The following is a 14,512-nucleotide window of genomic DNA, read 5'->3' as shown; positions in this document are numbered from 1 at the left end:
CTTCACCGATGCATCCGGCAGTCTAACAATTACGATAGAATCGACCCCGGTCATTTACTTTGACTTCCACATGAACGAGATAACCTTCCATTCCCCTTAATCCAACACTAGCTACTCTTGCACACATATGATCCCTCCCTGGATGTAAGCTTTTTTCAACAAACAGTTTATATTGTTCTTCAACGGGTTCACGGAAATATGATAAGGTTTTAATGTGGTCAACATGAGGATTTAACTGAAGAAGATTAATATAAGAGGAATAACTGCTCCTCCGGTAATCCTCCAGATTCCCGACCATTTTGGCCTCTAACGGATTACGATGGATATAGCGGCTTACTTGTAAAAAATAGGCATCTGTTTCAATTAGCTTTGCACCGTAGCGCCCCTGAAAAACATGCCCATCTGTTTTCAGCCGCTGATTTAAATAAACAGCATAGCGGGAGTGCATCTCTTTCATGATATATTGAATGTGGTGATGAAGAGTTTCTAGCTGAAGGTGTAAGTGGTTGGTCATAAGGCAATAGGAATGTAAAACAAAAGGCATCATACTTCGGACATCTTCTAAAATGCCCAAATACGTTTGAAAATCCACATGATCATGAAAAATCGCCGCTTTGCGATTTCCTCTGGCAACAATATGATACATCGCACCAGGATACCAAATCCGAGCGACTTTTCAGAACATACGTTCCTTTACTGGTGTTAAATCACCTCTCATCATTGGTCAATATCCTACATAAAAACTAGCTCAGCAACGCCAAGCTAGCTTTAATGCTTCACTGTATGCGGGGTTAGGCACTCATCTTTCAAAACGTTTGATTTAAAAAATAGTTTTAATTAATAGAGTCAGCGGTATATTCGCTGGCTTTTTTATTGAGTATTGAATCATCACTTCTATTCGTGTTCTTAATCTAAATGTGCATGGGGCCAATTTTCTAATTTCCTTGTATCTGTGGGTCATGCACACAGACTAGAAAGTACTAAACTTAACTCTGCAAGTACGTTTACGCATCAAACACGGCTTGGGACACTGTACCTGTCCCCTAGTCCCACTTATTCAGACTGGACTTACCAGTTAGCAATTAAAGGCTTGCTGGGCACGCATAAAGCGAAAAAACTTGCTGCAAAAACAGCAAGTTTTCATTTTATTTATAGAATTTTCAGTTACCCCTTCACCGTAAGTGGGGTCAGACACCGATTTTATGCTGCAGATCAGCAAGGTTCTTTATTTAGTAGTTTAGTTTCACACTTTACCATTTACGGGTCCAAGCTCCTCTATTTCCATCCCGATAAACCGACCTATCTGTCAGCTCGGTTCTACTATCTGAAAGCACTATTATGGCTTCTTTCATAACTCACAATATAAAGGGACATCGAATAAATCCATACCCTTACGTGCAAATCAAGGATTTTAAATCCCTTGGATAGTATGTTAACATCTCCTTTCCATCCTCGGTTACTAGTACAGTATCTGAATGACGGAATCCTCCTATTCCTTTTACATAGATGCCCGGCTCTACTGTAAAGACCATACCTGGTTCCATGATGGAGTGGTCGCCTAAATCAAAGAATGGGGATTCATGAAAGAGCAAACCGATGGCATGTCCTGTGTGATGTCTTGTTAACTCAGTAATGTTGTTCTCTTTAAAATACCTTTGAACTTCCTCTTCTACAGATGATAAAGTTCTCCCAGGTTTAATATGCTGAAAGGCCACTTCCTGTGCATTGTACATATGCTGGAAGTACGTTTCTTGTTCACTGCCTACCTCTTCAACAAACATCGTTCTTTCTAACTCGCTTTTATAGCCCCATATGCTCGCTGCAGCTGCAGTGACTAATGTATCACCTTTCTTTAAAGTCACATTCTGCGCAACGGCATGAGGATACGCTGACATCTCCCCGACTTGCCCTCTAAACAGGGCAAAGGCTGTTTCACCATGGGGTTTGTACTCTGAACCTAAGGTTTCAATCATGGCCAAGGTGGATTCTGTGCTGGCCCTGCTTGTAATCTCCAGCTCACTTAATCCCGGTTTGGAGTATTTTTGTAATAGACGATGTGCGAGATTTCCCCACCGGCAGGATTCTTTAATCAATTCTATTTCTTCTTCTGATTTAATCATCCTTAACACCGGAACAATATCCTTTATTGATTGATACTCCTTAGCCTCTAGTAATTGGTCAATTGCCGATCCTCTATATCCTGAGGCCGAAGCATATCCAAGGCTATCAGCTCCTACTCGTTTCCCCTGAAACCCAGCAGCTGTTAACTCTTCCTTGAAATATTCCATCGGATGCTTAATTCCCGGATATTCAGGATATGAATGGACATAGTTGATGGCACCTGTAAATTCTTCAGCGTGTTCTTTCTCTAAGAAGGGGACAAATAAGTGGGTTTTCTGATTGGAATCAACAAAAAAAGCAATCGGTCTTTCTGTTGGATGAAAATAGAACCCCGTTAAATAAAATATATCGATGGGGCTAAAAATGATTGCACAGTCTAGTTTTTGCTGCTGAAGACTTCCCCAAAACCTTTCCTGCCTAGCTATAATTTCTTTTTTCGAAATAGATAATCTCATAGAAACCTCCCTCTATCTTTATTGATATAGATGACAGGCTACAAACTGTCCAGGTTCTTTTTCAGTCAGCGTTGGTGTTTCTACTTTGCATACTTCCATACAGCTTGGGCATCTGGTATGAAAAGCACATCCCAACGGCGGGTTGGCCGGACTTGGAACATCTCCTTTTAAAATGATTCTTTCCCTTTTATGAGCCGCATTTACCTCTGGTGCAGCAGAAATTAACGCCAGCGTGTAAGGGTGGAGAGGATTTGAAAATAGCCGATCTTTACTTGCAAGCTCAACTATTTTTCCAAGATACATAACGGCTACGCGATCGGATATATGTTCACAAACGGACAAATCATGGGTAATAAACATATAAGTCAAATTATATTGTTCCTGGAGATCCTGCATAAGATTAATGACCTGTGCCTGAACGGAGATATCGAGAGCTGATACAGGTTCATCCGCAATAATTACTTTAGGATTTAGAACTAATGCTCTGGCAATCCCGATTCTCTGTCGTTGTCCTCCGCTGAATTCATGGGGATGGCGTTTGGCGTAACTGGGATCCAGGCCCACTTTGTTCAATAAGTCGGCTACCTTCTCGTTTCTTTCACTTTTGGATCCAATATTATATACCTTCATAGGCTCTAATAACGTTTTTTCAACTGTCCATCTAGGATTAAGAGATGCGTAAGGATCTTGGAAAACCATTTGAATATCTCTTCTGGTTGCTCGAAGTTCCTCCTTTGAGATAGCGGTTAAATCTTTTCCTTCAAGCTTAATGCGGCCGCCCGTGGCTTTTAACAACTGGATAATCAGCCTTGCCATTGTGGATTTGCCGCAGCCGCTTTCGCCTACAATCCCCAGTGTTTCTCCTCTTCGCATCTGAAAAGATACATTATCAACTGCTTTCACGGAACCTACCTGTTTAGAAAATATCCCCTTTTTTATAGGAAAGTATTTTTTCACATTTTCCACTTCTAAAATATAGTCATGCTGATCATCTTGTAACTTTGATAATGTCATGGTGAGTCCTCCCCTCTTTATCAGGTATTAGCCAACAAGCAGATTCTTGCGCTTCGCTGACTTTCATAAGCGGAGGAAGACTTGTTTCGCATTGACTCATAGCATACGGACAGCGATCAGCAAAGCGGCACCCTTTTCCCCAGTTGACTGGAGCAGGGACTTGACCGGGAATAAAATTTAAGCGCCTTTCTTTATGGCCCTTTTTTGGCAATGAAGCCAATAAGCCTTTTGTATAATGATGAGATGGATTATTCAATACATCTTTTACAGGTCCTGTCTCAACAATTTTCCCTGCATACATAACAATCAAACGATCACAAACTTCTGATACCACCCCAAGATCATGGGTGATCAGGATCATGGACATCCCTTTTTTGCCTTGCAGGTCCTTCATAAGTTCAAGTATCTGGGCCTGAATCGTAACGTCCAGTGCAGTCGTCGGTTCATCAGCAATAATCAGCTGAGGGTTACAAGCCATAGCCATGGCAATCATTACCCTTTGCCGCATTCCCCCTGATAATTGATGAGGGTAATGATCATAAATTTCATCTGCCCGCGGGATCCCGACCTGTTTTAATAAATCAACAACTTTTCTTTTTCGTTCTTTACCTTTAAGCTTTTTATGGATTTTTAACGTTTCTCCGATTTGGTCTCCCACACTATAGACAGGATTGAGTGAAGTCATGGGTTCCTGAAAAATCATACTGATTTTATTGCCGCGAAGGTTTCTCATCTCCTTTTTGGGCAGATTCAGGAGGTTGACACCATTAAAATCAATTTGATCACCAGATACTTTTCCAGGAGGTTTAACAAGGCCCATTATGGATAGTGAAGTTACGCTTTTTCCGCAGCCTGATTCTCCAACTATGCCGAGGGTCTCTCCTTTCGCTACATGAAAGGAGATGCCATCGACTGCGTTAAAAGAAGCCTTTCTAGAGGAGAAGGTTGTTTTTAAATTTTTGACTTCCAGGATGTTCGATTTCACGAATCATTCCCCCTTATGAACCTGCTTTAACACCAGCAGTTTGCTGCAAGCTTACATCCATATAGTCCGCTAACTGTTGAATGATATCATCCGTATGCGCCATTGAGATGGCATGGTGGAGCAGGTAGTTTGGCGAACAATAAATACCTTTCTGAGCAAATGCTGCAATAAACGTTGCATATTTTTCCTTTTCACTATGTGTAGCACTGCGATAATCTGTAATTTCCTGGTCGGTGAAGTACCAATGAAAATGCCCGCCTCTTCCTTGCATTCTAGCTTTCACCTGATATTTTTCCGCTGATTTAGCGAATTCAGCGATCAATTTTTCCGTTCTATTTTGCAATGTACGAAAAACCTGTTTCTCTTCATAGAGTTCCATAAAGGCCAATGAAGCTGCTAATGACACCTGATGGCCATTATAAGTCCCCACAAAAGAACATGTTCCTTTTCCAGGAGTGACCGTTTCAAAAATGGATGCTTTTCCAGCCAAAGCCGCCAGCATATAGCCATTACTAATAGCCTTACCGAATGTAGAAAGATCAGGTGTCACGCCGTAATACCCTTGAGCTCCACCAGGGGAATCTCTAAACCCGGTTAATAATTCATCAAACACCAGTACAATATTTAATTGATCACAGATCCTTCTTAGCCCTTGCAAGTAATCTTTTTTGGCTGGTATATAACCAATGTCTATCATAGTTGGTTCGATAATTAATGCTGCAATCCGGTGTTTATTTTCGGTCAGCAGGCGTTCAGCCGATTCCAAGTCGTTAAATGGAAGGACGAGGGTGCTTTTCACTACATCCTCTATTAGCCCCGATGCACCTGGAAGGGACTTTGGCTCTGACTTGTCACCTGCCTTTTGCAGATCAGGCCAGGTACTGACAAATACAGCATCGTGCCAGCCGTTGTATGCCCCTTCAATAACAGCAATATCCGGCTTTTGCGTATACGTTCGAGACATGGCCATTGCATGCATGACCGCTTCTGTGCCTGTATTGGTATAACGGATTTGTTCAGCAGTCGGAACCATTGAGAGAAACTTTTCAGCTGTTTTAATACTAAGTTCCGTTTCCACTCCTGTCACAATCCCTGAAGTACTATAGAATTGGATCCGTTCATTAAAATCCGAATCATTATGACCAAGAATGACAGCCCCGTTTCCCATGATGCAATCGATATATCGATTGCCGTCAACATCGGTCAGGTAAGCTCCCTCTGCTTTTTGATAATAGATGGGGTGAGGATTGCGGAATCGGGAATTTGAATGCACCCCTCCAGGCACTGATTTTACCGCTCTTGTAAATAACTCTTCTGATTTAGTAAGTTCCATCTTGTCACATCCTATCTGAATTGTTTGACTGTATCTGCAGATAACATATTTTTATATAAAAATTCATAGAAAGTTAATTTTCTATCTTCAGGAAGCCTATTATAAATCTCTTTAACCGCTTCATTTCCTCTCCAATAGGAATAAATAAACGGGGCTCTTAATGTATGTTTGAAAAAGCGGAGCCTGGATTGAATCCAATTTTCTTCACCAAATGCAAAGTCTCTTAAAAATACCAAAACCTCTTCATCAGACTTTCCCTCAGCATGAATCATATGTGCAGCACTCATTCCGGAGATCGCTTTTATTTCCTGATAAACTTTGTAGATTTCATCATCAAGGGAATCAGTCCAATCAATGAAATCGATCCCATTATCTCCAATCCCCTCGAACACGGAACTGCTTGCTGTATTGGTGATGACTAATCCGGCATCAAGAGGGATATCACCCGATTGGACACCTAATTCTCTTATTTTCATATGTGTAGTATGCCCTGGAAAAGATTCATGAGTGACTAAATGTTTTAAAGATTCATAGGTATAGGACAGATCGCCATTTATATACATTCTCCCGCCAACATAATCACAGTAAGCACTGTAAGGTACACCTGTAACCACTACTGGAGTTACCTCCACACCTTCCATCTCTTTAAACATTTTTTGAACTACACGTTCTTTTCCTTGTGAAAGCAAATCTTTTAATACAGATTCAACCTGCTGTGAAGGGACATGCTGCGCTTGTTCCCATTTCTTCACTTTCTCTTCCAGCGTTCCTGAGAATCCTCTTTGAATTAATAATGATTCCAGTCTATGATGAAGCTCTTTTCTTTCTGCTTCCGAAAAAGGATTTTCATTTACATATAACAGAGCTCTAACATTCTCCCTGAAGGGAATTTCCTCTCCGCTTCGCCATCTTGCCAGTGTTAGGAGTGATCCGATTTGCTGCTGCATATAATTTCTGCGAACCTCGGATTGAATAGACGAATATTTGCTCCTTAAATCCCTTAAATCTGAAAAAATATCATTCCAGCTGCTGTAGGAATTTGGCGTTTCTTTCGTTAAGTTAATAGGTACTAATCCTTCATGATCAAGTGAAGCTTCCGTTCCGGATGAGAGGTTTTTTCGATAAAATACATCCATCCCAAGTACGATTTGCGTATAATCCTGTGACAATTTGTGGTCCAATGACTCGAAATGGACCGTTTCAGTGCTCATTATTCTTCCTCCGCACTATCGAGATTTCCCAGCATAAATCCGTAATCTCCCGGGTTTACTTTATTAAAGAGGCCTCTTGTCAAAATCACAACATTGTTTTGGAATGGCGCACGAATGACTTCCAGCTCTTCAAATGTTCTGGGATTATAGGTTCTTGCCAGAACCTGTTTTCCTTCGATGACAGTGCCTACAGCACTAAAGTCAAATTCCGGTACCATGATTCCGCCGTGCTTTGGACGAATAATAGTAATTTCAGTCATAACCTTTTGATTGGGAGGAGGCGTAACCTCACCAGGAATCATTTTCAGCTTCCGCATCACATTAAAAATTCCCTCAACGCCTCTTTCGATGTCTTTATCGTTGTTAGGACCTCCCCCTGCCTCGACTGTAATGCTTGGGATTCCTTTTTCTAATGTGTAAGTAGCTGTAGTGCCTTCATATGGATGTGAAGGACGGTATAAAATCGGGAAGTTAAACGCCCGTGATAATTCTTCATTATTTTGAATGTATACATAATCAACAACCGGAGTTGCACCGCCAGCATGCAGGTCAATATAGACATCTATATGATCTAAAAAGTTTTCCACCATTGAATTTGCCAGTTGCTCCGTTACCCATCCATTTTTGTTACCTGGAAACACCCGATTTAAATTATTCATATCAAGGGGTGTATTTCTAGTCATACTTTCAAAGGCTAGCGGATTGGAAACTGGAAGCAGCTTAACGGTTCCAGAAAGCTCCGATTCATCTAAACGGTTATATACTCGTCTGATGATTTCAGCACCAATGATTTCATCTCCATGAACAAGTGCTGAGATTCCCAGAACCGGTCCTTCTTTTACCCCTTGAATTGTATGAATTGGCAAAGAAAGCGGCGTTCCATTTGATAAGTGTGTAACAACAACCTCTTTATATTCCCTTGTAGATGTAACTGTCATCATAATTCCTCCTTAGTTAATTCCTTTTTAATTTAGAATCTGTTAAATCCCTAATTCCGTCGCCTAACAAATTAAAGCCTAAAACGGTAAACATAATCGCTAAACCTGGATATACCGATAAATGTGGAGCTTCCCTGATAAATTTCATCCCAAATGCCAGTGTCCACCCCCAGCTGGATTCCGGCGGCTGAATGCCAAGACCGAGAAAGCTTAGTGTCGCTTCAGAAACGATAGCCGTTCCGAGCCCAAGGGTAGCTACAACCACAATCGGAGCTAAACAATTGGGTAATATATTTAAAAAGATGATGCGAAAATCATTAGAACCAATTGTTTTTGCAGCCTGAATATATTCCTCTTCCTTAATTGCAAGCACATTTGCCCGGACGATCCTCGCATAGTTGGTCCAGTATACAAACCCGAGGGCCAGAATAACATTTTCAATACCTGGACCAAGAGCAGCAACAAGCGCAATGGCTAAAAGCAATACAGGAAATGAAAGGAAAATATCCACAATGCGCATAATCAGCGTATCAACCCAGCCTCCGTAATATCCAGACACCAAACCGAGCGTTACGCCAATAACCATGGCAAGCACAACTGAAACTAAGCCCACCTCAAGAGAGACCCTTGCCCCGTAGATGATTCTTGAAAACAAATCCCGGCCATACTGATCAGTTCCTAAAATATGTCCATCCTCCATTGGTGTCAGCAGCCGCTCACTCATATTCATTTCATAAGGGTCATGAGTAGAAATGACAGGAGCAAAAATAGCGCAAATCACAACAATTAATATAAAAGCCCCTCCAATTAAAACGGACTTACTCTGGGTGATAAGCTGGACGAACTCTTTGAAGTCGAAGCCTTTCTTGGGGAGAGTTTCTGTTTGGTTTTCTGTTTGATATTGTTTCGAAAGTTCCATCATCTCCCTCCTTATCCTTGTTGAATTTTTGGATTGATAATGGCGTACAGAATATCCACGATCAAGTTGATTAAAGCGAAAATAAGCGCAATCATTAATACACATCCCTGAACCACCGGAAAATCACGTTGGCTGATTGCCGTAATGACTAATCTACCAATTCCCGGCCAGGCAAATACGGTCTCCGTGACAATTGCACCGCCAAGCAGATTTCCAAATTGAAGCCCTACAATGGTTACAACCGGAATTAAGGCATTGCGAAAAGCATGTTTTATAATCACAACGATGCCTCTGACTCCTTTTGCCTCGGCTGTTCGGATATAATCTTCTTTCAATACTTCAAGCATGGCCGATCTGACCATTCGAGTAATGAGTGCAGCGCTCATTACGCCTAATGTGAAGGCAGGCAGAATAATATGCTGTAAACTGTCGACTAGATAGAATAGATTCCCGGTCTGAATTGTCTGCAAGAATGCATCTAACAAAGGCTCCCCCCTTCCAAATGAAGGTAGGATATTCAAATTAACAGAGAAGCCAATAATCAATAGCAGCCCCATCCAGAAAACCGGCATCGATACGCCAATCTGAGCAAAAAACATACTGCCGTAATCAAGCCAGGAAAATTGTTTTACCGCAGAAATAATGCCCAGAGGAATGGCAATTAATAGTGCAATAATCATGGCCACAACAGCAAGCTCCAGGGTAGCAGGGAGATGGTTGGAAATCAGCGTAATAACGGGGGTGTCCTGAAAAATGGATATCCCTAGATCCCCTTGGAAAAGATTTTTAAGAAAAACCATTAACTGAATATAAAGGGGCTCATTTAGCCCAAGAACATTTCTTAATCGTTCAAGATCCTCTTTTGTTGCATCTTGTCCAAGCAGGGTTAGTGCCGGGTCACCAGGAATAAGATGCAGCAGGAAGAATACTAAGATAGAGATCCCTAATAAAACAGGGATAAATTGAAAGAACCTCTTTACAATAAATGTTGCCATTTAAATCACTCCTGACTTTAAGGCAAGAGGAGGTAAACCCTCCCCTTTCCTTACTTCAGTCTTACTTAATTTGTTATCTCAGCATCCTTTAGTCCATAGAAACTTCCGGCCGGATGTTCAGTAAAACCTTTTAGGTTCTTGTTATACATAGCAATATAGCCTTGATACAATAGGACATCATACGCTACTTCTTCTATAACAATCTTGGCAGCTTCCTGATAGAAGGATTTACGATCTTCCTGTTCCAGAGTTTTTCTGCCTTTTTCAATTAAGTCGTCAACAGTTGCATTACTGTATTTGCCGTAATTGCTTCCGCCATTTGTATGGAAAGGATTATAGAAAGAGCGATCCGGGTCAACCAAGTTTAACCATCCAACTAACGCAATATCGAAGTTTCCTTCAGTTAGACCTGTGCTAAAGGTTGGCCATTCACTTGTTTTCACTTCGGTTTCAACGCCATACTTCGTGAATTCGTTTTGCAGATATTCCACTGTCTGCATACGGTTTGGATCTTCACTATGAGTGGAGAGAGTAATTTTTAATTTTTTCCCATCTTTGTCGAGAATGTTATCGCTATCGCTATCTTCCCAGCCAGCTTCTTTGAATAATTCCGCTGCTTTATCAGGATCGTATGAAAAGCCGGAAATAGAATCATCATATGCCCATGAAGCTGGGATTAGCGGTGACTTACCAGGTGTATCCATTCCTTGATAAATATCTGAAGAGATGACCTCTTTGTTAACCAAATGGGCTATTGCCTGACGCACTTTTAGATCCGATAATATTGGATGTTTTTGATTGAAGTTCAAATAAGTAAATCCAAGCCCTTCGGTTTCGATCACTTCAAATTGGTCATTTTCTTTTATTCTTTTGATATCCTGAGGGGATAAAGGAGAATGCACGATATCAATATCTCCTGACTCTAATGAGGCAACACGAGTGGAGTTGTCAGGAATAATAAAGTAGGTTAGCTTATTTGTTTTTGGTGAGCCACCCCAGTAATTTTCATTTGCTTCAAATGAGATTTTGCTATTTTTATCCCACTTCACCATCTTATAAGGACCTGTCCCAATTGGATTATTGGATAAAGTATTATCATTCTTTTCACCAATATGTTTAGGTACAATACCAATGTCCAAATAGCTTAATAGTGGTGCGGATGGCTCTTTTAAAATAAATTTCACTTGATAATCATCTATCACTTCAACAGTCTTTATTGGCTCATAAAGTGAAGCATATGGCGCCTGAAAATCCGGATCTATTAAACTATCAAATGTATACTTTACATCCTCAGCTGTGAATGGTTCACCATCATGAAAGGTTACTCCTTCGCGAAGTGTAAAAATCCAGGTAGTTGGATCGGGACTTTCCCATTCCGTTGCAAGCCCAGGTTCTGGTTCCAAATTGGCTGAAAGGCGAATGAGTCCATCATAGACAAGCTCGGAAACCCTCTTTGCTGATGTATCTTTTGATAAGCGGGGATCCATCGTTCCTGCATCCACATCCAATCCGACCTTAATTTCATCTCTGGCAGAGCCAGCATCTCCGCTATCAGACCCTGCAGAACCAGTGTTATTGCTGGCAGGTTTTTCATAGGAACAGCCTGCTAGAAAAGCAGAGAAAATGAACATCATGACAAATAAAATAGAAAACCAGCTTTTCTTATTCATTCTTGTATTCCTCCCTTTAATGAAATGATTTAAATCTTAAAGTCATTTAAACTCCGATTAACTCCAAATATTGCACCTCCTTGGAACAATTATTCAGAACTTCGCAGCCATCATCTGTAACAACCACTATATCTTCAATCCGAATCCCATATTGATTCGGAAAATATAGCCCTGGTTCAATACTAAAGGCCATTCCCGGAGCAACTAAATCATGATTGTTTTTATGAATTGATACACCTTCATGCAGCTCGAGGCCAATCCCATGTCCTGTTCTATGGGTAAAATATGAATGATAACCCCACTTCTTAAATGAACTCCTCACAAACAGGTCTATTTCTGAAAAAGCGATGCCCGGTTTGATCATATCGATTGCTTGCAGCTGGGTATCAAGAATCACTTTGTATAGGTCCTCAAATTTCTGATTTCTTCTGCCCAGATAAAAGGTTCTTGTGATATCAGAACAGTAATTCTTAAACAGTCCACCCATATCAATTAAAATCGGCTGATCCAGCTGGCATATTTGGTCCGAGATCGTATGGTGAGGGTTCGCCGAATTTTTCCCAAACCCAATTATCGGCGTAAAAGACAGTTCATTTACATCGTTCTCAGCGAAGAAACTCTTAATCGTTGCTGCAACGTCTCGTTCGGTACAGGGGAAATGCTGCAGCTGTAGAATTTGATACATAACCGCATCGGCTATCTTTGCAGATTGGCGAAGTATATCAATCTCTTGTGAATCTTTTATTTCTCTCAACTTTTCTACAATCGTACTTTTCTCAAATTTAATTCCTGGAAGATGTTTCAATAAATCAATGAAGTAGGAACAGAGCCACGTTTGATCGATTCCTAACCTTACATTGTTAGAAAAATGGGAAGCTAATGTTTTTACAGGATCCATATCATCACTGTAGTAAACGATTTCAATTCCATTTAATTCAGGAATTTGATTGGAAAACATTTGGTGTATAAAGAGTTTCCCATTCTTCCCCGGTGTTATAAGCAGCACGGTCATCCGCTCCCCAGTATCAAAATTAGCTCCTATAAGATACTTTAGGTTATAGGTTGATGAGACAACCAAATGATCATACTGATTTAAATCAATCTCTTGAATACACCTCGTTAATCTTGATGGACTTGATCTCAATCATCTTCACTCCTTTTCGCATAAAATATAAAAGACCAAGCCATATCGAAATACACCTTTATAAAAGGGTATTTTCGAACAGCTTGGTCTTAAAATCCTTTGTATGAATAGGGGTTGCCTATCCACCGAACTTTAGGCTCGCTGAAAAATTTAGTTGTAAAAATATTTTATATTTTCTAATTATACAGATTATTGAATAGAAATCAATAGCAATTTAAATTTTTTAAACAGGAACATTCATAGACTTATAAATGGAATATTGATTGTAAGCATCTCGCATGGCTACTATAATCGCTTTCTTTCCTAGACCAAAATACCTTCTTTCAAACCTTTCAATTGGACCCTCTATTCCTTCTTTTAAATCGTGCCCGGTAAATATACTCTTAATAAAATCAGTACACATATTTGTAACAAAGGTACTAGAAGCATTCACAATACAATCCGTTTTGGGGTCCACCTCGAATCCAACACCCATGACACCATAAAGATTTTTAGCTGTCATTCCATCAGGCAATCGTGAATAACCCGTACAAATAATCGTATCATCAAAATTCATACGCAGTACCCCCTTTATTTACTTTTTTATATTAGTTCTTTTAAACTATTATGCCAAAATTTATTCGGGAACGGAAGAATAATTTTTGTTGCATTTTGAAAATTCATAATTTACTTAATCGTTTGTCTCTCAATGTGAACAGGAAAAGTTTTTTGAGTATGATGCTTAAATATCGTGAATCTGTTATGAGAATAGGCGTCTAACTTTCTTACATCTATGAACAAAAAAGCAAACAGCCTAAGAATAAATCTCAGACTCTTGGTTTTTTTAAAACATCTCTTTGTAGATTTCCATATTCGGGCAGATAAAATAGTTTTGAACTTTTTACATTACTATATTGGATTCCTTCATGCCTTATTGTTAAACAGGAATATGGAGGGAGTCAGTTCCATTTCATCTTAGCTCCTCTAACATCCTTCCTCTCCGCTAGACTATTCAACTTCACCGCCTCCCAAATACTCTGATCCGAAATTCCAGTACTCCCCTGTATATCAGATATAGTTCGAGCCAGACGAATGATTTTTATTTGGGTTCGGTTGCTCCAATTTTTCTTATAAGAGAATTGCTGCAGTGTCCGCTGCTGTTCAGCTGTTAAGGGACTTGTTTTCAATAGGGTGTCATAGGAGACTCGGCTATTGCCAATTTCACTTCCGTATCGCTCGTATTGCTTTTTTCTTGCCTCATCAACTCTCTGTCTGATGGAAGACGATGATTCTTCCTTTCTGGTGCTAACGGATTTCAAATCGACAGGGCCCAATGATAGATTAATATCGAAACGGTCTCTTAATGGACCTGATAGCTTATTTTGATAGGCAATAATTTGTTTTAGGGTACAAGTGCAGTAGTGGGTATTAGAACCAGAATAGCCGCACGGACAAGGATTCATTGCCCCAATCAAAATAAAAGAGGCTGGATAAGTTACCGTTGCTTGTGTCCGGCTAATGCTGACTTTGCCACTCTCCAAAGGTTGGCGAAGCATATCAAGGGTTTTCTTTGTAAATTCAGCTATTTCATCCAGGAATAGCACTCCTCGATGAGCAAGAGAGACCTCCCCTGGCCTTGGATATTGGCCTCCTCCAATGATCGACACACCCGAGGCAGAATGATGAGGATTACGAAAAGGCGGCAGATCTGTATGTTCCCAAGAACCCCCGCTTAGCTGATGTAAACT

The 14,512-nt window shown here is 40.4% G+C and carries 13 protein-coding genes; all 13 read right to left on the bottom strand.

What is annotated here, in order from left to right:
* Window positions 1-22 precede the first annotated feature (22 nt).
* On the bottom strand, window positions 23-646 hold the full coding sequence (locus DFO73_RS05835) for a transposase (protein WP_258309266.1): 624 nt from the start codon (window positions 644-646) through the stop codon (window positions 23-25).
* Window positions 647-1,391: 745 nt separating this feature from the next.
* On the bottom strand, window positions 1,392-2,576 hold the full coding sequence (locus tag DFO73_RS05830) for a M24 family metallopeptidase (protein ID WP_110063838.1): 1,185 nt from the start codon (window positions 2,574-2,576) through the stop codon (window positions 1,392-1,394).
* 18 nt (window positions 2,577-2,594) lie between these two features.
* Window positions 2,595-3,590, bottom strand: coding sequence for an ABC transporter ATP-binding protein (locus DFO73_RS05825; RefSeq protein WP_110063837.1), 996 nt, complete (start codon window positions 3,588-3,590; stop codon window positions 2,595-2,597).
* The gene (locus tag DFO73_RS05820; RefSeq protein ID WP_110063836.1) at window positions 3,565-4,575 is read right to left on the bottom strand and encodes an ABC transporter ATP-binding protein; all 1,011 of its coding nucleotides are present in this window, start codon (window positions 4,573-4,575) and stop codon (window positions 3,565-3,567) included. Before DFO73_RS05820 ends, DFO73_RS05825 begins: the two co-directional genes overlap by 26 nt.
* A gap of 13 nt (window positions 4,576-4,588) precedes the next feature.
* Window positions 4,589-5,908, bottom strand: a complete 1,320-nt coding sequence (locus DFO73_RS05815; protein ID WP_110063835.1) for an aspartate aminotransferase family protein — start codon at window positions 5,906-5,908, stop codon at window positions 4,589-4,591.
* An 11-nt stretch (window positions 5,909-5,919) separates the two neighbouring features.
* Entirely contained in the window at window positions 5,920-7,119 is a 1,200-nt protein-coding gene (locus tag DFO73_RS05810) for a hypothetical protein (RefSeq protein ID WP_110063834.1), read from the bottom strand.
* Window positions 7,119-8,060: a succinylglutamate desuccinylase/aspartoacylase family protein gene (locus DFO73_RS05805; RefSeq protein WP_110063833.1), complete on the bottom strand. Its 942-nt coding sequence runs from the start codon at window positions 8,058-8,060 to the stop codon at window positions 7,119-7,121. The genes DFO73_RS05810 and DFO73_RS05805 overlap by 1 nt, the downstream gene beginning before the upstream one ends.
* Before the next feature lie 13 nt (window positions 8,061-8,073).
* Window positions 8,074-8,976 (bottom strand): nickel transporter permease, encoded by a 903-nt coding sequence (gene nikC / locus DFO73_RS05800; protein ID WP_110063832.1) that lies wholly within the window; start codon window positions 8,974-8,976, stop codon window positions 8,074-8,076.
* An 11-nt stretch (window positions 8,977-8,987) separates the two neighbouring features.
* Window positions 8,988-9,971, bottom strand: coding sequence for an ABC transporter permease (locus DFO73_RS05795; RefSeq protein WP_110063831.1), 984 nt, complete (start codon window positions 9,969-9,971; stop codon window positions 8,988-8,990).
* 65 nt (window positions 9,972-10,036) lie between these two features.
* Complete coding sequence (locus DFO73_RS05790; RefSeq protein ID WP_110063830.1) at window positions 10,037-11,641, bottom strand: ABC transporter substrate-binding protein; 1,605 nt, start codon at window positions 11,639-11,641, stop codon at window positions 10,037-10,039.
* Between the two features lie 46 nt (window positions 11,642-11,687).
* Entirely contained in the window at window positions 11,688-12,785 is a 1,098-nt protein-coding gene (locus DFO73_RS05785; protein WP_110063829.1) for a M24 family metallopeptidase, read from the bottom strand.
* 223 nt (window positions 12,786-13,008) lie between these two features.
* Window positions 13,009-13,341, bottom strand: coding sequence for a DUF3870 domain-containing protein (locus DFO73_RS05780; protein ID WP_110063828.1), 333 nt, complete (start codon window positions 13,339-13,341; stop codon window positions 13,009-13,011).
* Between the two features lie 382 nt (window positions 13,342-13,723).
* On the bottom strand, window positions 13,724-14,512 hold a 789-nt coding region (locus DFO73_RS05775; protein ID WP_142669513.1), incomplete at its 5' end, for an ATP-binding protein.

The sequence above is a fragment of the Cytobacillus oceanisediminis genome (assembly GCF_003182355.1).
Classification (GTDB): Bacteria; Bacillota; Bacilli; order Bacillales; family Cytobacillaceae; genus Cytobacillus; species Cytobacillus oceanisediminis_A.
The sequence above is the reverse complement of the archived record's forward strand: the minus strand, read 5'-3'. Positions and strand labels throughout refer to the sequence as shown.

Bases quoted from the DNA above. Each gene is read 5' to 3' on its own strand.
- DFO73_RS05835 (WP_258309266.1), bottom strand. From the start codon at position 646: ATGTATCATATTGTTGCCAGAGGAAATCGCAAAGCGGCGATTTTTCAT.
- DFO73_RS05830 (WP_110063838.1), bottom strand. From the start codon at position 2,576: ATGAGATTATCTATTTCGAAAAAAGAAATTATAGCTAGGCAGGAAAGG.
- DFO73_RS05825 (WP_110063837.1), bottom strand. From the start codon at position 3,590: ATGACATTATCAAAGTTACAAGATGATCAGCATGACTATATTTTAGAA.
- DFO73_RS05815 (WP_110063835.1), bottom strand. From the start codon at position 5,908: ATGGAACTTACTAAATCAGAAGAGTTATTTACAAGAGCGGTAAAATCA.
- DFO73_RS05810 (WP_110063834.1), bottom strand. From the start codon at position 7,119: ATGAGCACTGAAACGGTCCATTTCGAGTCATTGGACCACAAATTGTCA.
- DFO73_RS05805 (WP_110063833.1), bottom strand. From the start codon at position 8,060: ATGATGACAGTTACATCTACAAGGGAATATAAAGAGGTTGTTGTTACA.
- nikC (WP_110063832.1), bottom strand. From the start codon at position 8,976: ATGGAACTTTCGAAACAATATCAAACAGAAAACCAAACAGAAACTCTC.
- DFO73_RS05795 (WP_110063831.1), bottom strand. From the start codon at position 9,971: ATGGCAACATTTATTGTAAAGAGGTTCTTTCAATTTATCCCTGTTTTA.
- DFO73_RS05790 (WP_110063830.1), bottom strand. From the start codon at position 11,641: ATGAATAAGAAAAGCTGGTTTTCTATTTTATTTGTCATGATGTTCATT.
- DFO73_RS05780 (WP_110063828.1), bottom strand. From the start codon at position 13,341: ATGAATTTTGATGATACGATTATTTGTACGGGTTATTCACGATTGCCT.